At 63.4% G+C, this 22,710-nt stretch carries 23 protein-coding genes; 1 reads left to right on the forward strand and 22 read right to left on the reverse strand.

The features are described from left to right. Positions 1-39: 39 nt before the first annotated feature. Positions 40-2,781 (forward strand): dermonecrotic toxin domain-containing protein, encoded by a 2,742-nt coding sequence (locus tag APH33_RS05450; RefSeq protein WP_054884172.1) that lies wholly within the window; start codon positions 40-42, stop codon positions 2,779-2,781. A gap of 97 nt (positions 2,782-2,878) precedes the next feature. Here APH33_RS05450 and APH33_RS05455 read toward each other — a convergent pair whose 3' ends face one another. From APH33_RS05455 to fliL, 22 genes are all read right to left on the reverse strand, one after another. Next, complete coding sequence (locus APH33_RS05455) at positions 2,879-3,274, reverse strand: DUF2802 domain-containing protein (protein ID WP_054884173.1); 396 nt, start codon at positions 3,272-3,274, stop codon at positions 2,879-2,881. Position 3,275: 1 nt separating this feature from the next. Next, positions 3,276-3,755, reverse strand: coding sequence for a chemotaxis protein CheW (locus APH33_RS05460; RefSeq protein ID WP_016393802.1), 480 nt, complete (start codon positions 3,753-3,755; stop codon positions 3,276-3,278). A 4-nt stretch (positions 3,756-3,759) separates the two neighbouring features. Next, the gene (locus APH33_RS05465) at positions 3,760-4,683 is read right to left on the reverse strand and encodes a CheW domain-containing protein (RefSeq protein WP_054884174.1); all 924 of its coding nucleotides are present in this window, start codon (positions 4,681-4,683) and stop codon (positions 3,760-3,762) included. Continuing rightward, the gene (locus APH33_RS05470) at positions 4,680-5,471 is read right to left on the reverse strand and encodes a ParA family protein (protein WP_054884175.1); all 792 of its coding nucleotides are present in this window, start codon (positions 5,469-5,471) and stop codon (positions 4,680-4,682) included. Before APH33_RS05470 ends, APH33_RS05465 begins: the two co-directional genes overlap by 4 nt. Positions 5,472-5,538: 67 nt before the next feature. After that, entirely contained in the window at positions 5,539-6,396 is an 858-nt protein-coding gene (gene motD, locus APH33_RS05475) for a flagellar motor protein MotD (RefSeq protein WP_054884176.1), read from the reverse strand. Positions 6,397-6,399: 3 nt separating this feature from the next. Beyond that, positions 6,400-7,140 (reverse strand): flagellar motor protein, encoded by a 741-nt coding sequence (locus APH33_RS05480; RefSeq protein WP_054884177.1) that lies wholly within the window; start codon positions 7,138-7,140, stop codon positions 6,400-6,402. Beyond that, on the reverse strand, positions 7,140-8,270 hold the full coding sequence (locus APH33_RS05485) for a chemotaxis response regulator protein-glutamate methylesterase (RefSeq protein ID WP_054884178.1): 1,131 nt from the start codon (positions 8,268-8,270) through the stop codon (positions 7,140-7,142). The genes APH33_RS05480 and APH33_RS05485 overlap by 1 nt, the downstream gene beginning before the upstream one ends. A gap of 47 nt (positions 8,271-8,317) precedes the next feature. Next, on the reverse strand, positions 8,318-10,537 hold the full coding sequence (locus tag APH33_RS05490; RefSeq protein WP_054884179.1) for a chemotaxis protein CheA: 2,220 nt from the start codon (positions 10,535-10,537) through the stop codon (positions 8,318-8,320). A 12-nt stretch (positions 10,538-10,549) separates the two neighbouring features. Further along, positions 10,550-11,338 (reverse strand): protein phosphatase CheZ, encoded by a 789-nt coding sequence (locus tag APH33_RS05495; protein ID WP_054884180.1) that lies wholly within the window; start codon positions 11,336-11,338, stop codon positions 10,550-10,552. A 19-nt stretch (positions 11,339-11,357) separates the two neighbouring features. Next, entirely contained in the window at positions 11,358-11,732 is a 375-nt protein-coding gene (locus tag APH33_RS05500) for a chemotaxis response regulator CheY (protein WP_099814199.1), read from the reverse strand. 107 nt (positions 11,733-11,839) lie between these two features. Further along, positions 11,840-12,580, reverse strand: coding sequence for an RNA polymerase sigma factor FliA (fliA, locus tag APH33_RS05505; protein ID WP_054884182.1), 741 nt, complete (start codon positions 12,578-12,580; stop codon positions 11,840-11,842). Then, positions 12,577-13,410 (reverse strand): flagellar synthesis regulator FleN, encoded by an 834-nt coding sequence (gene fleN, locus APH33_RS05510; protein WP_054884183.1) that lies wholly within the window; start codon positions 13,408-13,410, stop codon positions 12,577-12,579. The genes fliA and fleN overlap by 4 nt, the downstream gene beginning before the upstream one ends. 93 nt (positions 13,411-13,503) lie before the next feature. Further along, positions 13,504-14,811 carry a flagellar biosynthesis protein FlhF gene (gene flhF / locus APH33_RS05515; protein ID WP_054884184.1) on the reverse strand — a complete coding sequence of 436 codons (1,308 nt, stop codon included), beginning with the start codon at positions 14,809-14,811 and terminating at the stop codon, positions 13,504-13,506. Between the two features lie 11 nt (positions 14,812-14,822). Further along, the gene (flhA, locus tag APH33_RS05520; protein ID WP_054884185.1) at positions 14,823-16,952 is read right to left on the reverse strand and encodes a flagellar biosynthesis protein FlhA; all 2,130 of its coding nucleotides are present in this window, start codon (positions 16,950-16,952) and stop codon (positions 14,823-14,825) included. Positions 16,953-17,165: 213 nt separating this feature from the next. Further along, the gene (flhB, locus tag APH33_RS05525) at positions 17,166-18,308 is read right to left on the reverse strand and encodes a flagellar biosynthesis protein FlhB (RefSeq protein ID WP_054884186.1); all 1,143 of its coding nucleotides are present in this window, start codon (positions 18,306-18,308) and stop codon (positions 17,166-17,168) included. Positions 18,309-18,310: 2 nt separating this feature from the next. Continuing rightward, positions 18,311-19,087, reverse strand: coding sequence for a flagellar biosynthetic protein FliR (gene fliR / locus APH33_RS05530; RefSeq protein WP_054884187.1), 777 nt, complete (start codon positions 19,085-19,087; stop codon positions 18,311-18,313). A 7-nt stretch (positions 19,088-19,094) separates the two neighbouring features. Next, the gene (gene fliQ / locus APH33_RS05535) at positions 19,095-19,364 is read right to left on the reverse strand and encodes a flagellar biosynthesis protein FliQ (RefSeq protein ID WP_054884188.1); all 270 of its coding nucleotides are present in this window, start codon (positions 19,362-19,364) and stop codon (positions 19,095-19,097) included. Between the two features lie 21 nt (positions 19,365-19,385). Then, complete coding sequence (gene fliP, locus APH33_RS05540; protein ID WP_054884189.1) at positions 19,386-20,153, reverse strand: flagellar type III secretion system pore protein FliP; 768 nt, start codon at positions 20,151-20,153, stop codon at positions 19,386-19,388. Then, positions 20,153-20,599, reverse strand: coding sequence for a flagellar biosynthetic protein FliO (gene fliO / locus APH33_RS05545; protein WP_054884197.1), 447 nt, complete (start codon positions 20,597-20,599; stop codon positions 20,153-20,155). Before fliO ends, fliP begins: the two co-directional genes overlap by 1 nt. Before the next feature lie 12 nt (positions 20,600-20,611). Continuing rightward, positions 20,612-21,076 (reverse strand): flagellar motor switch protein FliN, encoded by a 465-nt coding sequence (gene fliN, locus APH33_RS05550; RefSeq protein ID WP_054884198.1) that lies wholly within the window; start codon positions 21,074-21,076, stop codon positions 20,612-20,614. A gap of 47 nt (positions 21,077-21,123) precedes the next feature. Further along, positions 21,124-22,092 (reverse strand): flagellar motor switch protein FliM, encoded by a 969-nt coding sequence (gene fliM / locus APH33_RS05555; protein ID WP_054884190.1) that lies wholly within the window; start codon positions 22,090-22,092, stop codon positions 21,124-21,126. A gap of 9 nt (positions 22,093-22,101) precedes the next feature. After that, positions 22,102-22,599, reverse strand: a complete 498-nt coding sequence (gene fliL / locus APH33_RS05560) for a flagellar basal body-associated protein FliL (RefSeq protein ID WP_054884191.1) — start codon at positions 22,597-22,599, stop codon at positions 22,102-22,104. Positions 22,600-22,710: the final 111 nt, after the last annotated feature.

Raw genomic sequence — 22,710 nt, forward strand, 5'->3', positions numbered from 1 at the left:
TTCGCACACTGGGCCCTCTTCGATCATGAGGGCTTCATCATGCTTCCCCTACCTGCACCCCACCTCGACCTGGTGCGCCAGGCCTTGCACGACCTGCCGCGCCCTGACCAGCTGGCACGCAGCAAGCTGGCCGGCTGGCTCGCCACCCAAGGCTTCAGCGACTCTCCACTGGATGTCGATGTGGTGAGCCTCCACTACCAGAGCGAACCGCTCGGCGAGGGCCGCGCATACACCAGGCAGAACGCCGTGATCACCCAGCGCCTGAACCTGGTCGAGGCACTGTTGAACAACTGGCAGGGCGAGAGCGCCGAAGGCTATGGTGGCTTTCACTATGGTGATTGGGCAGGCCTGGCGCCCAGCACCGAGCTGCACGTTGTCGAGCGACTGGAGCCACCTGGGCTATTTTCCAACGCCCCGTCGTATCTGGTGTTCAATGGGCTCTACCGGCGCACCCAACCGCCCCGCTACGCACCGGACACACGCCTGGCCATACGTGCGGAGGACTTCCAGATCTACATCTGGAGCCTGCATTTTCACAACGACTTCAAGGCCCAGCTCGACGCCTACTGGCTCAAGCGCCAGGCGCATTACCAGCGGGCCATCCGCATCGCCTTCATCGCCGCCTGCAATCAGCAAATCCTGCACGGCAGCCTGACCCCGGCCAGCCGCCTGATGATCTGGCGTGCCGCAGGGCTGGTGCCACGCGAGGACGTGCGCTCGAGCATGCTCAATATCTACGGCTACAGGTCATCGAGCATCGTCCTGCTCAGCCATGTATCGGCACCTGAGGTAGTGCTGTACATTCCCGGAAACGCGGCCCCCTTCCACGAGTTCGCCAACCTTGCCGCGCTGCAGCAGTGGATCGCCGCGCAGTGCCGGGACGAAGCGAGCCGGCTCGCCCTGCGCAGTCACTTCAACCGTGCCGACTGGCCGGACGGCCTGGACTTCAGCGGGCTGGACACGGCGCTCAAGGGGCTCGGCCTGTATCCCCGGCCGCACCGCCTGTCGGTCAACCATCCAGGGTTCACCACCAGTGGTGTGTGGACGCCAGGCGAGGTCATCAACTATCGGCCCGACAAGTACAGCCCGCCGATCCAGGGCGACCTCTTCGAGGCTTTGACCCTGCTGCAAAAGCAGCGCACCTACGCCGACGCCGACAGCCAGATCACCAGCAACCACGACATCAACAAGGCGCACTGGGCCGGTTACCTCGGCCTGGTCACCACCCTGCTCGCGCCGCTGGTCATCGTGCTGCCCGAACTGACCCCGCTGCTGGTCGTCGGCGGCCTTGCCCAGTTCGGTCTGGGTCTGGATGCCGCGATCAATGGCAAGAGCCTGCGGCAAAAAGAGCAAAGCGTCAGCACACAGGTATTCGGCCTGCTCAATGCGCTGCCTGCCGGCGGCAACCTGTTGGGGCGGCCGGCTGAGGTGTTTCGCTTCACCCGCCCGGGCTTTTTCAGCAGCCAGCGCCTTGGCGAACTGCTCGGCGCGCCAATCGGCGCTGCGCCACAAGTTCAAGCGGTGGAGCTCGAACCGGCCGAGTTGGCCTTTCGCGAGCAGGCGCACATTTCCTCGGGAGCCATCTCAGCGCTGGTCACCCGCATCGACGAGAACCTGGGTCATCGTTTCGCTGCCTGGATACAGCACAACGGCCAGGTAACCAGCGAATGGGTACACTACGAGTTCGCCAGTGACAGCTTCATCCGCTTGCGGGATATCAAACTGATCAACCCACCGCGCTGGATCATCGAGGCCGAAGGCGATCCGGCCCTCGTGCTGTCCACGCAACGGCGTATCGCCAGCGAGGCGCAGCGCGCGGCCACGTTGCATGCCCTGGGCATCAACCTGCAACTGCCGGTCGACTATGCGCCGTACGCGCAGCTCAAACGCACGCCGATTCCGCAAATCGTCAGCAGTGTCTGGTTGGGGGACAAGGTACTCGAAGGTGAGTTCCTGCAGGCACTGGTCCACAACGCCCACGCCTTGCGCGGTTCGCCCTATCGGTTTCAGATTTTCCTGTCACGGCAGAACCGCCCGGCCTACCTGACCAACCTGCGTCTATTACGCGAGCATCGAGTTGACCAGGCCCTGCTGATGCCATTGGAGGACCAGGACTTCTTCCAGGCATTTTCCCAATCGCCCTATTTCCCGCAGTATCAGGCAGCGCTCGATGGCAATGGCGGCGTGGCACGCAACTTCAGCTCGGCCTGCGACATCCTGCGCTACCGCTTGCTTTCACATTACGGGGGGCTGTACCTGGATGCCGATGATCGGCTGCTGCTGGCAACCGGGACCCGGACCGAGCTACCGCTGCAACGCCTTGAACTGAAGACCACCGCAGATGGCCTGCTGCTCTCACCTCCGGTGTCCAACGACCAGATGGGCATGTATATCAAGTACAACAGCAGCATGATCGGCAGCCACCCGGCCAACCCCACACTCGACGCAATATCCGAACGGATACTAGAGCGCTTTCACATGGCGCCCGACTTCTACCTGAGCCGTCCCGACCCCCTGTTGCAACCTTTGCCATTCCAGGCTTACGCCCGGCGGCTGAGCCTGATCAGCGGGCCAGGCGTGCTGAACGACGTCATCGACGATCAGTTGCCGTGGCTCAAGCAACTGCGCGAGCTGTGCAACCTCTTGGTGTCGCCCATCTACGACATCCATGCCACCCTCAATATCAACCTGTTCAATGCCGTGCTGCGTGAACACGTACCACTGGACCAGGTAGCCCAGATGGGCCAGGCGCACAGCTGGGCAGCACCCGGTAGCCGATGAGCAACGAGGCGATATCTGCTGGCGTTGGACCGCATTGCCAGGATTGGCGCGAACCAATCCTGGGTGCACTGACGGCATCCGAAACCCTTTGTCACCTTCACTCGCCGCGGTGCAGCTTGCTCATCAGCTCCGCCTCGGCCTGGGTCAGGCCACAGGTTTCGGTAAGCTCCGCCACGCTGGCACCCATGCCCACCAGCCTGGCGGCCTGGGTGAAGGTCACGCTGTTGGGGTCGCGCTGCTCCAGTTGCTGGAGCCTCTCGGGCAGCGGTGCCACGGTCGCGCGCAGTTCATGGAGTGCCTCACCCATGCGCACGGTGCCGTTCTGGTAGTCATCCAGGCGCTTGGCCAGGTCCTTGATGCGCTGGTCGCGCAGGGCATCGCCCACGGCCTGCTGCGCCGCCAGTTCGCGCTGGCGCTTGCTGTAGTTCAGGAAGAACCACAGGCTCAGGGCCCACAGCAACGCCAGCAAGATTACCGCCACCTCGAAGATCAACTCAGATGTTCTCCAGCTCGGACCACTCTTCCTCGGTCATCATCTTGTCCAGCTCGACCAGGATCAGCAGTTCGCCGTTCTTGTTGCACACGCCCTGGATGAACTTGGCCGACTCCTCGTTGCCCACGTTCGGCGCCGTTTCGATTTCCGACTGGCGCAGGTACACCACCTCGGCGACGCTGTCGACCAGGATGCCGACCACTTGCTTGTCAGCCTCGATGATGACGATACGGGTGTTATCGGTCACATCCGACGGCATCAGGCCAAAGCGCTGGCGGGTGTCGATCACCGTCACCACGTTGCCACGCAGGTTGATGATGCCCAGCACGTAGCTTGGCGCGCCCGGTACCGGAGCGATCTCGGTGTAGCGCAGCACTTCCTGCACCTGCATGACATTGATGCCGTAGGACTCGTTGTCCAGACGGAAGGTTACCCACTGCAGGATCGGATCTTCAGAACCTTGCGCAGACGACTTTTTCATTCCCCTAGCCCTCTAAATCCGCTGTTGGCGGTTGTGTTCGGTGTGATTTCTGTTTGCCATGCAACTGCTTGACCGCACCGCTGGCGATCAGCTCGGCCAGTTCGGCGACGTCGAGCAGTGCACACATGTGTTCGATGACCGTGCCGGCCAACCAGGGGCGCTGGCCACGCTGGCTGCGCCACTTGATCTCGGCCGGGTCCAGGCGCAGCGAGCGGCTGACCTGATGGACCGCCAGGCCCCATTCGTAGCCTTGGACGGAAATCACGTAGTTCAAGCCCTGGCGGAAGTCGTCGCGGTAGCGGTCGGGCATCACCCAGCGCGCGGTGTCCAGCACCTTGAGGTTGCCGGCCTGGCAGGTGAGGATGCCGAGGAACCAGTCCGGCTGACCGAACAGCGGCGTCAACTCCTGGCCCTCCAGGCTGTAGATCGAGCCCAGGCATACCAGCGGCACTGCCAAGGTCAACCCGGCAACGTCGAACAGCAGGCACTCGAACGGCTCGGCCGCCCAGGCCGGGCGGCCATCGACGCTGGCCGGAGGTGTCGGTATGTCAGCCATACCGGCCGCTGGCAGGTGCACGTCCACCAGCGGTGCTACCGGCTCCGGCGTGGGCACTTCGGTCAGCACCGGGATGCTGGCTTCAGCCACCACTTGCGCCTCGACCACCGCCACCACAGGCTGCTCGACCGGCAGCACGGCGGGCAGCACCTTCACCTGCGGCTCGGCAAAAGGCTTGGCAGCAAGTGTCGGCGGATTCGCGTCGCGTGCCTGCTCTTCACGCACGGCGGCGGCGAACTCATCATCCGCTGCGGGCTGTGCAGCCGAGCTTGGCAATTCGAGGATATCCTCGGCCTCGGTGGCCTCCTGCAGCAACCCATCAAGGTAGGACTGCAGGGCCAGTTGCGGCTTGGTGCCGACAGGTCGATTCATGAGGCCACCTGCGCGGCGGGCTTGTAGGTCAGCATATGTTTGAGCAGTGCCCGATAGGCGATCACGCCGCGGCTCTTGCCATCGAACTGCGACGGCGTGACGCCATTGCGGCTGGCATCGCGCAGGCGCGTGTCGACCGGGATGTAGCCCTGCCACACCTGATGCTCGTAGGTATCGCGCAGCACCTTCAGGGTGCCGAGCGAGGCCTGGGTGCGACGGTCGAACAGGGTCGGCACGATCTGGTACGGCAACGCCTGCTTGCGCGAACGGTTGACCATGGCCAAGGTGCCGATCATGCGTTCCAGGCCCTTCACTGCAAGAAACTCGGTTTGCACCGGAATCACCAGCTGCTGGCTCGCAGCCAGGGCGTTGACCATCAGCACGCCCAGCAATGGCGGGCTGTCGATCAGCGCAAAGTCGAAATCCTGCCACAACTGCGCCAGACTCTTGGCGATCACCAGCCCCAAGCCACTCTGCCCTGGCGACTGACGCTCCAGCACCGCCAGCGCCGTGCTCGAAGGCAGCAGCGAAATACGCTCATCGCTGGTCGGCAACAGCAACTGCCCCGGCAGGCCCTCGGGCACGCTGCCCTTGTGCAGGAACAGGTCGTAGCAGCTGTGCTCCAGGGCATCCGGGTTGTGCCCAAAATAGCTGGTCATCGAGCCATGCGGGTCGAGATCGACGACGACCACGCGCTTGCCCGCCTCGGCCAGCAGGCCGGCCAGGGCGATAGTGGTGGTGGTCTTGCCCACGCCACCTTTTTGATTGGCTACTGCCCAGACTCTCATAGGACAACTCTTGTCTCATTGGTGTCGCCGGCTGCCCCAGGGCATGCGGTGACGGAGAATTGACGGCTCATCTCGCCGTCGTCGCTGCTGGAGCTGGCGGTGCACTTTGTGTGCCAGCACGACGCAGCGCAGCATCCGCAGTGGCGTTGGCACTGCCCGAGCCGGTCAGGCTGCGGCGCACTTCGAGGTTACGGGAAATAACCAGCACCACCCGACGATTGCGTGCACGCCCTTCGGCGCTGTCGTTGCTGGCCACCGGTTGGTACTCGCCATAGCCCACCGAGGCCATGCGCGCCGGGTTGACCCCTTCCATGGCCAGCAGCCGCACGATGCTCGCTGCCCGCGCTGCCGACAGCTCCCAGTTGGTCGGGTACTGCGCCGTGCGGATCGGCAGGTTGTCGGTGAAGCCCTCGACATGCACCGGGTTGGCGAACGGCTTGAGGATCTTGCCGACCTTCTCGATGATGGCGAACGCCTGGTCGCTGGGCATGGCATCGCCACTGCCGAACAGCAGCGATGAATTAAGCTCGATCTCCACCCACAGCTCATTGCCGCGCACGGTCATCTGGTCGGACTTGATCAAATCGCCGAATGCATCGCGCACATCGTCGCTGATGGTTTTCAAGGGGTCGACGCTGGTCTGCGCCAGGCCGGCATCGGTCTGCTCGCTGTCCTTGATCAGCGGCTGCGCCGGTTTCACGCTGAGCGGCTGTTCATCCCCGATCGGAATCGGCTTCATGCTGCGTTCAGGGTCGTTGAACACCCCGAGCAGCGCTTGCGAAATGACCTTGTACTTGCCCTCGTTGATCGAGGAGATCGAATACATGACCACGAAAAAGGCGAACAGCAAGGTGATGAAGTCGGCGTACGACACCAGCCAGCGTTCGTGATTCTCGTGCTCCTCGGTATGACGGCGACGGCGCATGGCTTACTCCATGAAGCCTTGTAGCTTCAGCTCGATCGAGCGCGGGTTTTCACCCTCGGCAATCGACAGCAGGCCTTCGAGCAGCATCTCGCGGTAGCGCGACTGGCGCAGGACGATGGCCTTGAGCTTGTTGGCGATCGGCAGCAGGATCAGGTTGGCACTGGCCACGCCGTAGATGGTGGCGACGAAGGCCACGGCGATGCCGTTGCCCAGCTGCGACGGGTCAGCCAGGTTGCCCATGACGTGGATCAAGCCCATGACCGCACCGATGATACCAATGGTCGGGGCATAGCCGCCCATGCTCTCGAACACCTTGGCGGCCTGGATATCACGGCTTTCCTGGGTCAGGAAGTCGACTTCGAGGATGCTGCGGATCGATTCCGGCTCGGCACCGTCGACCAACAATTGCAGGCCCTTGCGGGCGTATGGGTCAGGTTCGGCATCGGCCACGCCTTCCAGGCCGAGCAGGCCTTCCTTGCGCGCCGTCAGGCTCCAGTTGACCACACGGTCGATACCACCGGCGAGGTCGACCCGCGGCGGGAAGAAAATCCAGCGCAAGATCTGCAAAGCGCGCTTGAATGCCGGCAGCGGCGACTGCAGCAAGGCCGCCGCCAGGGTGCCACCGAGCACGATCAGGCCGGCCGGGCCATTGAGCAAGGCCCCCACGTGGCCACCTTCGAGGAAGTTGCCACCGACGATGGCGACAAACGCCAGGATCAGGCCAATCAGGCTGAGCACATCCATCAGACGCAAGCCTCGACCAGGTGTTTGCCGATTTCATCCAGGCTGTACACCGCGTCGGCCAGGTTGGCTTTGACGATGGCCATGGGCATGCCATAGATCACGCAACTGGCTTCATCCTGGGCCCACACGGTGCTGCCGCCCTGCTTGAGCAGGCGTGCGCCTTCACGGCCATCGGCGCCCATGCCGGTGAGCACCACCGACAGCACCTTGTCACCATAGGACTTGGCGGCCGAGCCGAAGGTAATGTCCACGCACGGCTTGTAGTTCAGGCGCTCGTCGCCTGGCAGGATCTTCACCGTGCCACGGCCGTCGATCATCATCTGCTTGCCGCCGGGGGCCAGCAGCGCCAGGCCCGGGCGCAGCACGTCGCCGTCCTCGGCTTCCTTGACGCTGATCTTGCACAGCTTGTCGAGGCGTTCGGCGAATGCCTTGGTGAAGGCAGCGGGCATGTGCTGGATCAGCACGATCGGCGCCGGGAAGCTGGCCGGCAACTGGGTCAGCACCCGCTGCAGGGCCACCGGGCCGCCAGTGGAAGTCCCGATCGCCACCAGCTTGTAAGGCTTGCGCTTGGGTGCCGGGGAATGTGATGCAGCCGGTGCCGGCGTCGGCACACGGGCAGGTGCAGCAGCACGCACCGGCGCGGCGCTGGCCAGGCTGCTGGCGGGTGCATGGCCGCTGGCCGGCGCAGGTGCGCTGACCGGCGCGTGGCTGGCGTAGCTTCCAAAACGGCGGTTGCTGCGCGAGATGGTGTGCACCTTCTCGCACAGCAGCTGCTTGACCTTCTCTGGGTTGCGCGAGATGTCTTCGAAGTTCTTCGGCAGGTAATCCACTGCACCGGCATCCAGAGCGTCGAGGGTGACGCGGGCGCCTTCATGGGTCAGCGAGGAGAACATCAAAACGGGCGTCGGGCAGCGCTGCATGATATGCCGCACTGCAGTGATGCCATCCATCATGGGCATTTCGTAGTCCATGGTGATGACATCGGGCTTGAGCGCCAGTGCCTGGTCGATCGCTTCCCTGCCGTTGGTCGCGGTGCCAACCACCTGGATCGTCGGGTCCGCCGAGAGGATTTCCGAAACGCGGCGGCGGAAGAAACCGGAATCATCCACCACCAGGACCTTGACTGCCATAAACACTCCATTAGGCGGCGCAACCCGCCAGGGTGCGCCGCCGAAAATCAGATACGCCGTGCCGCGTAACGCTTGAGCATGCTCGGCACGTCGAGAATCAGCGCGATGCGGCCGTCACCGGTGATGGTGGCGCCAGACATGCCCGGGGTGCCCTGCAGCATCTTGCCCAGCGGCTTGATCACCACCTCTTCCTGGCCGACCAGCTGGTCGACCACGAAACCGATGCGCTGGGTGCCGACCGAGAGGATCACCACATGGCCCTCATGCTGCTCCTCGTGCACCTGGCCCTGAACCAGCCAGCGCTTGAGGTAGAACAGCGGCAGCGCCTTGTCGCGCACGATCACCACTTCCTGGCCGTCGACCACGTTGGTGCGCGACAGGTCGAGGTGGAAGATCTCGTTGACGTTGACCAGCGGGAAGGCGAATGCCTGGTTGCCCAGCATCACCATCAGGGTCGGCATGATCGCCAGGGTCAGCGGCACCTTGATGACGATCTTCGAGCCCTGGCCCTTGGCCGAGAAAATGTTGATCGAGCCGTTGAGCTGGGAAATCTTGGTCTTCACCACGTCCATGCCGACGCCGCGGCCAGACACGTCGGAGATCTCGGTCTTGGTCGAGAAGCCCGGGGCGAAGATCAGGTTGTAGCAGTCCGACTCGCTGAGGCGGTCGGCAGCGTCCTTGTCCATCAGGCCCTTTTCCACGGCCTTGGCGCGCAGGATGCTCGGGTCCATGCCCTTGCCATCATCGGAGATCGACAGCAGGATGTGGTCACCTTCCTGCTCGGCCGAGAGCACCACGCGGCCGGTGCGGGCCTTGCCGGCGGCTTCACGCTCGTCCGGCATCTCGACACCGTGGTCGACGGCGTTGCGCACCAGGTGCACCAGCGGGTCGGCCAAGGCCTCGACGAGGTTCTTGTCGAGGTCGGTCTCTTCACCGACCAGCTCCAGGTTGATCTCTTTCTTCAACTGCCGAGCCAGGTCGCGGACCAGGCGCGGGAAGCGGCCGAACACCTTCTTGATCGGCTGCATGCGGGTTTTCATCACCGCGGTCTGCAGGTCGGCGGTGACCACATCGAGGTTGGACACCGCCTTGGACATGGCCTCGTCGCCGCTGTTCAGGCCCAGGCGCACCAGACGGTTACGCACCAGCACCAGTTCGCCGACCATGTTCATGATCTCGTCCAGCCGCGCAGTATCGACGCGCACGGTGGTTTCCGCTTCGCTGGCAGGCTTTTCCGCGGCCGGGGCCGGAGTACGGGCTGGCGCTGCTGGCCTGGCAGCCGCAGCCGGTGCAGCGGCTGCCGGTGCTGCTGCAGGCTTGGCGATCGGTTTGCTTTCGGCCACCGCCGCAACTGGCTCTGCCGCGGCAACCGGCGCTTCGCTGGCAGCGCTGTCACCGGTGAACTTGCCCTTGCCGTGCAACTGGTCGAGCAACGCTTCGAACTCGTGTTCGGTGATCTCGTCACTGCTGGCGGGTGCGACCACGTTTTGCGCAGTAGCGGCGGCAGCCGGCAAGGCGTCGGCCTGGAAGGTGCCTTTGCCATGCAACTGGTCGAGCAGCGACTCGAATTCTTCGTCGGTGATCTCGTCGCTCACCGGCGCACTGGCATCGCCCCCCGCTTCGGCGGCGGCGACTTCGGGCGAGAATTGGCCCTTGCCATGCAACTGGTCGAGCAACGATTCGAACTCGGCGTCGGTGATGTCGTCACCCGAGCCGCTCAGGGTCTCGCCCTGCATTTGCGCTTGGGCAGCGGCAGCTTCGGCCTTGACCGCATCGAGCGAGTCGAGCAGCTGTTCGAACTCGGTGTCGGTGATGTCCGCCTCGGCCGCCACAGGCTCGGGCGCTGCCTCGACCACCGGCGCAGGGGCATCGGCACTGGCAGGCTCTGCCAGGCGCGACAGGGCCGCCAGCAGCTCCGGGGTGGCCGGTGTGACTGCACTGCGCTCACGCACCTGGCCGAACATGCTGTTGACCGTGTCCAGTGCTTCGAGCACCACGTCCATCAGTTCCGCGTCGACCCGGCGCTCACCTTTGCGCAGGATGTCGAACACGTTCTCGGCGATGTGGCAGCACTCCACCAGCTCATTCAGCTGAAGGAAGCCGGCGCCCCCTTTTACAGTGTGGAAACCGCGAAAGATCGCATTGAGCAGGTCGGCATCGTCAGGCCGGCTTTCCAGCTCGACCAGTTGCTCGGACAGTTGCTCAAGAATTTCGCCGGCTTCTACCAGGAAATCCTGAAGGATTTCTTCATCGGCGCCGAAGCTCATTAAACGTGCTCCTTAAAAACCCAGGCTGGACAGCAGATCGTCGACGTCGTCCTGACCGGACACAACGTCTTCACGCTTATCGGCATGAATCTGCGGACCTTCACCCCGAGTCGGATGTTTTTCTTGATCTTTTTCAGCGCGCAGCTGCTGGTGGTCGTGTTCGATACCGGCAAAACGGTCGACCTGACTGGCCATCAGCACGAGCTTGAGCAGATTGCTTTCCACTTCGGTCACCAGCGCAGTGACGCGCTTGATCACCTGGCCGGTCAGGTCTTGGTAGTCCTGGGCCAGCAGTATGTCGTTGAGGTGGCCGGCGACCTTGCGGTTGCCCTCGGCGCTGTGCGTCAGGAAACTGTCGACACGTTTGACCAGTTCGCGAAACTCCGGCGCTGCGACTTCGCGGCGCATGAAGCGCTGCCAGTCGACGCTCAGCCCTTGCGCCTCGGCTGCCAGCTCGTTGAGCACCGGGGTGCTCTCCTCCACCAGGTCCATGGTGCGGTTGGCCGCACCCTCGGTGAGCTTGACCACATAGGACAGGCGCTCGGTGGCATCGGTGATCTGCGAGACTTCCTCGGCCTGCGGCATGCGCGGGTCGATCTGGAAGCTGACGATCGCGCTGTGCAGCTCACGGGTGAGCTTGCCGACCTCCTGGTACAGGCCACGGTCTCGGGTCTGGTTGAGCTGGTGGATCAGTTGCACGGCATCGCCGAAGCGGCCTTTCTCCAGGCTCGATACCAATTCTTGCGCGTGCTTCTTGAGGGTCGACTCGAACTCCCCCAATGACGTATTTGATGATTCCATGGCGCCCCCCTGACGTGACTCAGCCGTTGACGCGCTCGAAGATCTTCTCGATCTTTTCTTTCAGCACCTGGGCGGTGAACGGCTTGACCACGTAACCATTCACGCCGGCCTGGGCCGCTTCGATGATCTGGTCGCGCTTGGCTTCGGCGGTCACCATCAGTACCGGCATGGTTTTCAGCCGATCGTGGGCACGCACCTTGCGCAGCAGGTCGATACCGGACATGCCCGGCATGTTCCAGTCGGTCACCAGGAAGTCGTAGTGGCCGCTTTCGAGCATCGGCAGCGCAGTGGTGCCGTCGTCGGCTTCTTCGGTGTTGGTGAAGCCCAGGTCACGCAACAGGTTCTTGATGATCCGCCGCATCGTCGAAAAGTCGTCAACGATGAGGATTTTCATGTCTTTGTTCAAGTAGACCTCCAAGCAGTCTCAAACGCGCTCGGCCCCGAGCACGCGTATTCATTCAATTCGGTACAACGTGGAAAACGACTGCAACGACCCTCGGCTCAACGCGCCCGCCATTCCCCCAGGCGGCTGCGCAGGCGCGCGGCACACTGGCTGTGCAACTGACTGACACGCGATTCGCTGACCCCCAGCACCTCACCGATCTCCTTGAGGTTCAGCTCTTCGTCGTAGTACAGCGCCAGCACCAGGCGCTCACGCTCCGGCAGGTTGGCGATCGCATCGGTCAGGGCAGCCTGGAAGCGCTCGTCCTCCAGATCGCGTGACGGCTCGACCTGGCTACTGGCGCCGTCCTCGTGCAGCCCTTCGTGCTCGCCGTCCTGCAGCAGGTCGTCGAAACTGAACAGGCGGCTGCCCAAGGTATCGTTCAAGATCCCGTAGTAATCATCGAGACTCAATTGGAGTTCGGCAGCAACTTCATGATCTTTAGCGTCGCGGCCAGTTCTTGCTTCCACGGCGCGCATCGCGTCACTGACCATGCGCGTATTGCGGTGCACCGAACGCGGTGCCCAATCGCCCTTGCGGACCTCGTCGAGCATCGCCCCGCGGATGCGGATACCCGCGTAGGTTTCAAAGCTGGCGCCCTTGCTGGCGTCGTATTTGTTGGCCACTTCCAAAAGGCCGATCATGCCGGCCTGGATCAGGTCTTCGACCTGGACATTGGCCGGCAGGCGCGCCAGCAAGTGGTAGGCAATGCGCTTGACCAGCGGCGCATAGCGCTCCACCAGCTCGAACTGGGCGTCTTTCGACGCTTTGCTGTACATCTTGAAGCCGCTCGCGTTCATAGCACGGGCCCTGCGCTGGTGGGTTGCACCAGGCGCTCGACGAAGAACTCAAGGTGGCCGCGCGGGTTGGCAGGCAGCGGCCAGCTGTCAACCTTCTGCGCAATGGCCTTGAATGCCAGGGCGCACTTGGAGCGGGGGAAGGCCTCGTACACCGCGCGCTGCTTCTGCACCGCCTTGCGCACGCTTTCGTCGTAAGGCACGGCACCGACGTATTGCAGGGCGACGTCGAGGAAGCGGTCGGTGACCTTGGTCAACTTGGCGAACAGGTTGCGCCCTTCCTGCGGGCTTTGCGCCATGTTGGCCAGCACGCGGAAACGGTTCATCCCGTAGTCGCGGTTGAGCAGCTTGATCAGCGCGTAGGCGTCGGTGATCGAGGTCGGCTCGTCGCACACCACGAGCAGCACTTCCTGGGCGGCGCGCACGAAGCTGACTACCGAGTCACCAATGCCTGCAGCGGTGTCGATCACCAGCACATCGAGGTTGTCGCCGATCTCGCTGAAGGCCTGGATCAACCCGGCATGCTGCGCCGGGGCCAGGTGCACCATGCTCTGGGTGCCGGAGGCGGCCGGCACGATGCGCACACCGCCAGGCCCCTGCAACAGCACGTCGCGCAGCTCGCAGCGCCCTTCGATGACATCGGCCAGGGTGCGCTTCGGGGTGAGGCCCAGCAATACGTCGACATTGGCCAGGCCAAGGTCGGCGTCCAGCAACATCACCCGGCGGCCGAGTTCAGCCAGCGCCAGGGACAAGTTCACTGACACGTTAGTCTTGCCGACGCCACCTTTGCCACCGGTGACGGCGATCACCTGTACGGGATGCATGCTACCCATGTTCGTTGTTTACCTTGTCTCGCTTGGACCCAAGCCACACGCGGGGCAAGACTGCCAACCCCGGAATGTAGGTACTTTGCATACGCTTCATCCTCAACCCGCGCGCCGCGGGTTGTGGTAGAGATCAGCGAACATGTCGGCCATCGCCTCTTCGCTGGGCTCGTCCTGCAACTGCACATTGACCGCGCGGGTCACCAGTTGGTGCGGGCGTGGCAGGTGCAGGTCGTCAGGAATACGCGGGCCATCGGTGAGGTAGGCCACGGGCAGTTCATGACTGATGGCCAGGCTCAGCACATCGCCGAGGCTCGCCGTTTCATCGAGTTTGGTCAGGATGCAGCCGGCCAGGCCGCAGCGCTTGTAGCTATGGTAGGCGGCGGTCAGCACCTGCTTCTGGCTGGTGGTGGCCAGTACCAGGTAGTTCTTCGCGGCGATGCCACGCCCGGCCAGGGTTTCCAGCTGCATGCGCAGGGCCGGGTCGCTGGCCTGCAGGCCGGCGGTGTCGATCAGTACCACACGCTTGCGCAGCAGCGGTTCCAGCGCTGCTGCCAGCGATTGGCCAGGGTCGACGTAGGTCACCGGCACATTGAGGATGCGCCCCAGGGTCTTGAGCTGTTCCTGGGCACCGATGCGGAAGCTGTCCATGCTCACCAGGGCCAGGTTCTGCGGGCCGTACTTGAGCACATAGCGTGCCGCCAGCTTGGCCAGGGTGGTGGTCTTGCCCATGCCGGCAGGGCCGACCATGGCGATGACCCCGCCCTCTTCGATCGGCTCGATCTGCGGCACTTCGATCATCCGCGCCAGGTGCGCCAGCAGCATGCGCCAGGCCTGACGCGGCTCTTCGATCTCCTGGGTGAGGTCGAGCAGCTCGCGGGCGATCGGGCCGGACAGGCCGATGCGCTGCAGGCGACGCCACAGGTTGGCCTGAGCCGGTTTGCTGCCCTGCAGCTGGTTCCAGGCCAGCGAGCCGAGCTGCACTTCGAGCAGTTCGCGCAGGCCCGAGAGCTCCGAGCGCATGGCGTCGAACAGGCGCGGGTCGACCGGCGCCGGGGTGGGCGCGGCAGCGGGTGCCGGCGCCTCCACGTGCGGCTCGATCAACGGCTCGGCCGCGGTCAACGACTGGCCGGCGAACAATTGGCGGTTGCCTTCGCTGGCTTCGGCGCGGTTGTCCAGCTCGGCCTGGGCTGTGGCGATGCGCGACTGGGTCTTGCGCAGCTCTTCTTCCAGCGCGACGTTAGGCACGCGGGGGGCCAGCGCGGACAGCTTGTAGTCCAGCGCGGCGGTCAGCTCGACACCTCCGGCGATGCGGCGGTTGCCAATGATGGCGGCATCGGAGCCCAGCTCATCACGGACCAGCTTCATGGCCTGACGCATATCGGCGGCGAAAAAACGCTTGACTTGCATAACCCACTACCTCAGCCGTTGGGGCCCACTGTGGCAACGATGGTGACTTGCTTGTTATCCGGTATTTCCTGATACGCCAGAACATGCAAATTCGGTACAGCCAGGCGGCCGAAGCGCGACAGCATGGCACGGATCGGGCCAGCGACCAGGAGAATGGCCGGCTGGCCTTGCATCTCCTGGCGCTGGCAGGCGTCGATCAACGAGCGCTGCAGCTTTTCGGCCATGCTCGGCTCAAGAAGAACACCGTCTTCCTGGCCCTGCCCGGCCCTTTGCAAACTATTGAGCAAAATCTGTTCCAACCTTGGCTCAAGGGTGATCACGGGAAGCTCGGACTCAACGCCGACAATGCTTTGGACGATGGCGCGACACAATCCGACGCGCACTGCTGCCACCAGCGCGGCGGTATCTTGACTCTTGCTGGCATTGTTGGCGATGGCCTCGGCAATACTGCGGATGTCACGCACCGGCACTTGCTCGGACAACAATGCCTGCAGGACCTTGAGCAGCCCCGACAAGGAAATGACACCCGGCACCAACTCTTCTGCAAGTTTAGGCGATGCCTTGGACAAGACCTGCAACAGTTGCTGGACCTCCTCATGGCCGATCAGCTCGTGGCAGTGCTTCTGCAGGATCTGGTTGAGGTGGGTAGCCACCACGGTACTGGCGTCGACCACGGTGTACCCCAGCGATTGCGCCTGCGCGCGCTGGCCGATGTCGATCCATACCGCCTCAAGGCCGAATGCCGGGTCGCGCGCGGCGATACCGTTGAGCGTGCCGAACACCTGGCCGGGGTTGATCGCCAGTTCGCGGTCCGGATAGATCTCGGCCTCCGCCAGGATCACCCCCATCAGCGTCAGGCGATAAGCGCTGGGTTGCAGGTCGAGGTTATCGCGGATGTGTACGGTCGGCATGAGAAAACCCAGGTCCTGCGACAGTTTCTTGCGCACCCCCTTGATCCGCGCCAGCAGTTGCCCACCCTGGTTGCGGTCGACCAGCGGAATCAGGCGGTAGCCCACTTCCAGGCCGATCATGTCGATCGGCGTCACGTCGTCCCAGCCCAGCTCCTTGGTCTCCAGCGCGCGCTGCGGCGACGGCAGCAGGTCCTGCTGGCGCTGCGCCTCCTTCTGCGCCTCGAGTTTGGCCTTCTGCTGCTTTTTCCATACCAGGTAGGCGCCGCCACCGGCCAGCAGGCCGAGGCTGAGGAAGGCAATGTGTGGCATGCCCGGCACCAGGCCCATGATGATCATCAGCGCCGCCGACACCCCCAGCGCCTTGGGCGAATCGAACATCTGGCGGTTGATCAGCTTGCCCATGTCCTCGGAGCCGGAGGCACGGGTCACCATGATCGCGGCGGCGGTGGACAGCAGCAGTGATGGCAATTGCGCCACCAAACCGTCACCGATGGTCAGCAAGGCGTAGACCTTGCCCGCATCGCTGAACGACATGTTGTGTTGCAGCATACCGATCAGCATGCCGCCGATGAGGTTGATGAACAGGATCAGCAGGCCGGCGATGGCGTCACCACGGACGAACTTGCTGGCACCGTCCATCGAGCCGTAGAACTCGGCCTCCTGGGCCACCTCGGCACGACGCGCCTTGGCCTGGGCCTGGTCGATCAGGCCGGCATTGAGGTCGGCGTCGATGGCCATCTGCTTGCCCGGCATGGCGTCGAGGGTGAAGCGTGCGCTCACCTCGGAAATACGCCCGGCACCTTTGGTCACCACCACGAAGTTGATGATCATGAGGATGGCGAACACCACCGCACCCACGACGTAATTGCCGCCGATCACCACCTCACCAAAGGCCTGGATCACTTTACCGGCAGCGCCATGGCCCTCCTGGCCATGGAGCATCACCACCCGCGTGGAGGCCACGTTCAACGCCAGGCGCAGCAAGGTTGCCACCAGCAGGATGGTCGGGAACGCGGCGAAGTCCAGCGGGCGCAGGGCGTACACGCAGACCAGCAGGACCACGATCGACAGGGCGATGTTGAAGGTGAAGAACACGTCGAGCAGGAACGGCGGTATCGGCAACATCATCATTGCCAACATCACCAGCAGCAGCAACGGCACGCCCAGATTGCCCCGGCCGAGCCCGGCCAGGTTGTTGCGGGCGTTGCTGATTAACTGAGTGCGATCCACCGCGAGTCCTCTTGATGCAAAACTTTGACGCCCAAGGGGCGCTTGGGCGTGGCTTTGCAAGAAGCCTTCCAACTTTGCTCGGCTATGGATTTATGTTGCCTAAACAGGCCTCTTCGCGGGCACGCCCGCTTCCACAAGTACCGCGCACACTCAGCCCTTGTGATATTCCTGTGGGAGCGGGCATGCCCGCGAAGAGGCCGGTACAGGCTAGAATCAGTTGTCGCGACGAAGGTCCGGCGGAATCGGCAGGTCTGGCTTCAGCGGCTCTGGCCGCTTGCCCTTGCCAGAACGGTACTGGCGAATCTGGAACACATAGGCCAGCACCTGCGCCACCGCCAGGTACAGCCCCGCCGGAATCTCCCCCTCGACCTCGGTGGAGTAGTAGATCGCCCGCGCCAGGGCCGGCGATTCGAGGATCTGCACCTTGTGCTCGACGCCGATCTCGCGAATCTTCAAGGCAATGAAGTCAGTTCCCTTGGCCACCAGCAACGGCGCTACCCCGCCCTTCTCCGGGTCGTACTGCAGGGCCACGGCATAGTGCGTCGGGTTGGTGATGATCACGTCGGCCTCGGGCACAGCCGCCATCATGCGCCGCTGCGACACCTCGCGCTGCAACTGGCGGATGCGCTGCTTGACCTCAGGCTTGCCTTCGCTGTCCTTGTACTCGTCCTTGACCTCCTGCTTGGTCATCTTCAGCTTCTTGTGCGTCTGCCAGAGCTGGAACGGCACGTCCGCCGCCGCGATCAACAGCAACCCGGCCGCCATCCACAAGGCACTCCAGCCGACCACCTGGACGCTGTGGATGATCGCCTGCTCCAGCGGCTCGTTGGCGATGGCCAACAACGCCTGGCGATCATTGCCCAGCACCACCAGCGCAACGATCAGGATCACGAAGAACTTGGCCATCGCCTTGAGCAACTCGGTCAGCGAGTTGAGCGAAAACATCCGCTTGATACCTGACAACGGGTTCATCCGGCTGAACTTGGGCTGCAACAGGCTTCCGGAAAAGATGAACCCGCCAAGGGCGATGGGTGACACGAAGGCGATCACGAACAGCAGCATGAGCACCGGCTGCACCGCCCATATGGCCATCTTGCCGGACGCCAGCAGGAACATGCCCATCGAGCGCTCGTCGGTCAGCACCTCCCGGGGCAGGGAAAAGTTCATCCGCATCAGCGTCATCAAGGTTTCCGCCAGGTTGCCGCCAAAGGCCAGCAGCGCGCCGGCACCGGCCAGGGTGGAGGCTACGGTGTTGAGCTCCTTGGAACGGGCAATCTCACCTTTCTCGCGCGCATCGCGCTTGCGTTTGTCGGTGGGGTCTTCCGTCTTGTCCTGCCCACTCTCGCTTTCAGCCATGCTCAGCGCGCCCTTGCCAGTTCACGCAGCCACTGCAACGCGTCACTGGCCAACGCCTGGTAGTGGGAGAGAATGTCGGCCAACCCGACCCAGAAGATGCCCATGCCCAGTACCAGCGTCAGTGGAAAACCGATGGAAAAGATGTTCAGCTGGGGCGCTGCGCGGGTCATCACGCCAAACGCGATGTTCACCACCAGCAGCGCAGTGATGGCCGGCAGGATCAACAGCAATCCGGCACCGAACACCCAGCTCAGGCGCCCGGCCAGCTCCCAGAAGTGACTGACAACCAAGGCGTTGCCTACCGGCAAGGTGGTAAAGCTTTCGGTCAACACTTCGAACGCCACCAGGTGGCCGTTCATCAGCAGGAACAGCACGCTGACCAGCATGGTCATGAACTGGCTGATGACGGCCACGTTGACCCCGTTGGCCGGGTCGACCATGGAGGCAAAGGCCATGCCCATCTGCACGGCGACAATCTGCCCGGCGATGACGAAGACCTGGAACAGCAGCTGCAGGGAGAACCCGAACAACGCGCCAACGATCACCTGCTCGCCACACAGCAGCAGGCCGCGCAGGCTCAGCGGGTCGAATTCCGGCAGGGGCGGCAAGGCCGGCACGATCACCACGGTAATCGCCACCGCCACATACAGGCGAATGCGCGCCGGCAGCATGCGGGTGCCGAAGATCGGCATGGTCATCAGCACCGCCGTCACCCTGAACAGCGGCAGGATGAAGGTGGCGACCCAGGTGCCGATCTGCGCGTCGGTCAGCTCCAGCATGGCAGGCTCAACCGATCAGCTGCGGGATGCTGGTGTACAGGCCGGTGATGTACTCCATGAACTTCTGTACCAGCCATGGCCCGGCGACGATCAGCGTGACCAGCATCACCAGCAGGCGCGGCAAGAAGCTCAGGGTCTGTTCGTTGATCTGCGTGGCAGCCTGGAACATCGCCACGACCAGGCCAACCAGCAGACTCGGTATCACCAGGATGGCAACCATCAGGGTGGTCAGCCACAGTGCGTCACGGAACAGGTCGACAGCGACTTCAGGTGTCATGCGTAGGCTCTCCTGGCAGCGTCACACGCCGCCGAAACTGCCGGCCAAGGTGCCCATGATCAGCGCCCAGCCATCGACCAGGACAAACAGCATGATCTTGAACGGCAGCGAGATGATCAGCGGCGACAGCATCATCATGCCCATGGCCATCAGCACACTGGCCACGACCATGTCGATGATCAGGAACGGGATGAAGATCATGAAGCCGATCTGGAACGCGGTCTTCAATTCCGAGGTAACGAATGCCGGTACCAAAATCGTCAGCGGGACCTGGTCGGGGCCGGCGATGTCGGTGCGCTTGGACAGGCGCATGAACAGGTCGAGATCGCTTTGCCGGGTCTGCGCCAGCATGAAGTCCTTGAGCGGGCCCTGGGCCTTGTCGATGGCTTGCTGGGCGGTCATCTTCTCGCTCAGGTACGGCTGCAGGGCATCCTGGTTAACCCGGTCGAACACCGGCGCCATGATGAACATCGTCAGGAACAGGGCCATGCCGGTCAGCACCTGGTTCGACGGCGTCTGCTGCAGGCCCAGGGCCTGACGCAGGATCGAGAACACGATGATGATGCGGGTGAAGCTGGTCATCAGGATGACGAACGCCGGGATGAAGCTCAGCGCCGTCATGATCAGCAGGATCTGCAGGCTGACCGAATACTCCTGCTGCCCGTCCGCAGTGTTGGACAAGGTGATGGCCGGGATCGACAGCGGGTCCGCGCCCTGGGCCAGCGGCGCTGCCAGCAGCAGGGCGATTGGCAACAAGGTGCTCAACAAAATGCGCAACGCGCCATTCATCACTTCTTGTCCTTCTGATCCTTGCCCATCAGCTCCATCAGCCGCTGGGCAAACTCTGGCGTCGCCTGGCGGGCGCTGACGGGCACTTCGACCGGTTCGGCCATGACATGCAGGGCTTCGATGCTGCCTGGCGTGTGACCGATGAGGATCTGCTCCTTGCCGACCTGCACCAGCAGCAGCCGGTCACGCGGGCCGATGGCGCGGCTGCCGACGATCTCGATCACCTGCCCGCCCTTGGGCGTGGCACCCTGCATGCGGCGCAGCGCCCAGGCCAGGAAGAAGATCAGCCCCACCACCAGCAACAGGCCGAACACCATCTGCGCCAGCTGCCCGCCCAAGCTGCCGGGCGCAGTGGCCGGCACCGCAGCCGGCGAGGCAGCAGGCGTGGCAGCGGCGATGGCCAGGTCGCTGACCAGCAGCGTGGCCAGGGCCAACACGGCCCGCATCGTGCGCTTCACTCAGCGCAGCTTCTTGATACGTTCGCTGGGGCTGATCACGTCAGTCAGGCGGATGCCGAACTTCTCGTTGACCACTACCACTTCACCGTGGGCGATCAGCGTGCCGTTGACCAGCACATCGAGCGGCTCACCGGCCAGCCGGTCAAGTTCGATCACCGAGCCCTGGTTGAGCTGCAGCAGGTTGCGGATGTTGATTTCGGTACTGCCCACTTCCATGGAAATGCTCACCGGAATATCCAGGATCACATCCAGGTTCGGGCCTTCGAGGCTGACGTTCTCGTTCGGCCGCGGCGAGCTGGCGAACTCCTCCATCGGCAGGCGACCGGCACTGGGCTTGCCGCTGTCAGCGGCGAGCAGTGCATCGATGTCGGACTGGCCGGCATCACCGGTTTCTTCCAGGGCCGCAGCCCACTCATCGGCCAAAGCCTGGTCTTCAGGGGAAGTGATCTCGTTTTCGTTAGCCATGATGTCCTCGACAGGCATTCAATTCGTTGAGAGCGATCGGCACGCGTTCAGCGGCGTTCGATCGGGTCGATGATCTGCAGGGCCAGGTTGCCCTTGTGCGAACCCAGGCGCGCCTTGAACGACGGCACGCCATTGGCGCGCAGCACCAGGTGCTCGGGCAGCTCGACCGGAATCACGTCGCCGGCCTGCATGTGCAGGATGTCGCGCAGCTTCAGCTGGCGGCGGGCAACCGTGGCGGTCAGCGGCACGGAGACATCCAGCACGTCCTCGCGCAGGGCCTTGACCCAGCGCTCGTCCTGGTCGTCGAGGTCGGACTGGAAGCCGGCGTCGAGCATTTCCCGCACCGGCTCGATCATCGAATACGGCATGGTTACATGCAGGTCACCGCCACCGCCGTCCAGTTCGATGTGGAAGGTCGACACCACCACCGCTTCGCTCGGGCCGACGATGTTGGCCATGGCCGGGTTGACCTCTGAGTTCATGTACTCGAAGTTGACCGGCATGATCGCCTGCCATGCCTCCTTGAGGTCGACGAAGCACTGGTCCAGCACCATGCGCACCACGCGCAACTCGGTGGGAGTGAATTCGCGGCCTTCGATCTTGGCGTGACGGCCGTCCCCGCCGAAGAAGTTGTCCACCAGCTTGAACACCAGCTTGGCGTCGAGGATGAACAGCGCGGTACCACGCAGTGGCTTGATCTTGACCAGGTTGAGGCTGGTCGGCACGTACAGCGAATGCACGTACTCGCCAAACTTCATCACCTGCACGCCGCCGACAGCCACGTCGGCCGAGCGGCGCAGCAGGTTGAACATGCTGATGCGGGTGTAGCGGGCGAAACGCTCGTTGATCATTTCCAGGGTCGGCATGCGACCCCGCACGATCCGATCCTGGCTGGTCAGGTCGTAGCTTTTGATGCTGCCAGGCTCGGCAGCGCTCTCGGTCTGTACCAGCCCATCGTCGACGCCATGCAACAGGGCATCGATCTCATCCTGGGACAGCAGGTCCTGTACGGCCATTGCGGACTCCTACTGCAATACGAAATTGGTGAACAGCAACTGGTCGACCACCGGCCTGCCGACTTCCTTCTGCGCCACTTCCTGAACCACTGCGGTGGCTTTCTGACGCAGCATCTCCTGGCCCACCGAACTGGCCGCCAGGGTGTCGAAGCCCTGCCCGGAGAACATCATCACCAGGTTGTTGCGGATCACCGGCATGTGCACAGTGAGCGCGTCCAGGTCGGCCTGGCTACGGCCTTGCATCGTGATGCTCAGCTGCATGTAGCGCTGGCGGCCGTTCTGGTTGAAGTTGACCACGAAGGCGGGCGCCAGCGGCACGTAGATCGCTGGGGCCTTGGCGTTGGTGGCAGCTGCTTCCGGGGCGGGTGCCGATTCAGTCTTGTGCATGATGAACCAGGTGGCGCCCACCGACAGGCCGACTGCCAGCAACAGGGCCAGCACCAGCAGCAGGATCAGCTTGAGTTTGCCTTTTGCGGCGGGGTCTTTCACTGCGTCGCTCTTCGCCATGCCAATAATCCGTCGTCCATCGGGGTTTCAAAGAAGGATGACGTGGCTTGAGCAAGTGTTATGCCATGTTTGGCTTGAGAGGTGTGTCGCCTGTGAGATCGAGCGCCGCCC

It is taken from the genome of Pseudomonas sp. NBRC 111130 (assembly GCF_001320485.1).
Classification (GTDB): Bacteria; Pseudomonadota; Gammaproteobacteria; order Pseudomonadales; family Pseudomonadaceae; genus Aquipseudomonas; species Aquipseudomonas vlassakiae.

Coding starts and splice junctions, on each gene's coding strand:
- APH33_RS05450 (WP_054884172.1), top strand. CDS start 40: ATGCTTCCCCTACCTGCACCCCACCTCGACCTGGTGCGCCAGGCCTTG.
- APH33_RS05460 (WP_016393802.1), bottom strand. CDS start 3,755: ATGAAAAAGTCGTCTGCGCAAGGTTCTGAAGATCCGATCCTGCAGTGG.
- APH33_RS05465 (WP_054884174.1), bottom strand. CDS start 4,683: ATGAATCGACCTGTCGGCACCAAGCCGCAACTGGCCCTGCAGTCCTAC.
- APH33_RS05470 (WP_054884175.1), bottom strand. CDS start 5,471: ATGAGAGTCTGGGCAGTAGCCAATCAAAAAGGTGGCGTGGGCAAGACC.
- motD (WP_054884176.1), bottom strand. CDS start 6,396: ATGCGCCGTCGCCGTCATACCGAGGAGCACGAGAATCACGAACGCTGG.
- APH33_RS05480 (WP_054884177.1), bottom strand. CDS start 7,140: ATGGATGTGCTCAGCCTGATTGGCCTGATCCTGGCGTTTGTCGCCATC.
- APH33_RS05485 (WP_054884178.1), bottom strand. CDS start 8,270: ATGGCAGTCAAGGTCCTGGTGGTGGATGATTCCGGTTTCTTCCGCCGC.
- APH33_RS05490 (WP_054884179.1), bottom strand. CDS start 10,537: ATGAGCTTCGGCGCCGATGAAGAAATCCTTCAGGATTTCCTGGTAGAA.
- APH33_RS05495 (WP_054884180.1), bottom strand. CDS start 11,338: ATGGAATCATCAAATACGTCATTGGGGGAGTTCGAGTCGACCCTCAAG.
- APH33_RS05500 (WP_099814199.1), bottom strand. CDS start 11,732: ATGAAAATCCTCATCGTTGACGACTTTTCGACGATGCGGCGGATCATC.
- fliA (WP_054884182.1), bottom strand. CDS start 12,580: ATGAACGCGAGCGGCTTCAAGATGTACAGCAAAGCGTCGAAAGACGCC.
- fleN (WP_054884183.1), bottom strand. CDS start 13,410: ATGGGTAGCATGCATCCCGTACAGGTGATCGCCGTCACCGGTGGCAAA.
- flhF (WP_054884184.1), bottom strand. CDS start 14,811: ATGCAAGTCAAGCGTTTTTTCGCCGCCGATATGCGTCAGGCCATGAAG.
- flhB (WP_054884186.1), bottom strand. CDS start 18,308: ATGGCTGAAAGCGAGAGTGGGCAGGACAAGACGGAAGACCCCACCGAC.
- fliR (WP_054884187.1), bottom strand. CDS start 19,087: ATGCTGGAGCTGACCGACGCGCAGATCGGCACCTGGGTCGCCACCTTC.
- fliQ (WP_054884188.1), bottom strand. CDS start 19,364: ATGACACCTGAAGTCGCTGTCGACCTGTTCCGTGACGCACTGTGGCTG.
- fliP (WP_054884189.1), bottom strand. CDS start 20,153: ATGAATGGCGCGTTGCGCATTTTGTTGAGCACCTTGTTGCCAATCGCC.
- fliO (WP_054884197.1), bottom strand. CDS start 20,599: ATGCGGGCCGTGTTGGCCCTGGCCACGCTGCTGGTCAGCGACCTGGCC.
- fliN (WP_054884198.1), bottom strand. CDS start 21,076: ATGGCTAACGAAAACGAGATCACTTCCCCTGAAGACCAGGCTTTGGCC.
- fliM (WP_054884190.1), bottom strand. CDS start 22,092: ATGGCCGTACAGGACCTGCTGTCCCAGGATGAGATCGATGCCCTGTTG.
- fliL (WP_054884191.1), bottom strand. CDS start 22,599: ATGGCGAAGAGCGACGCAGTGAAAGACCCCGCCGCAAAAGGCAAACTC.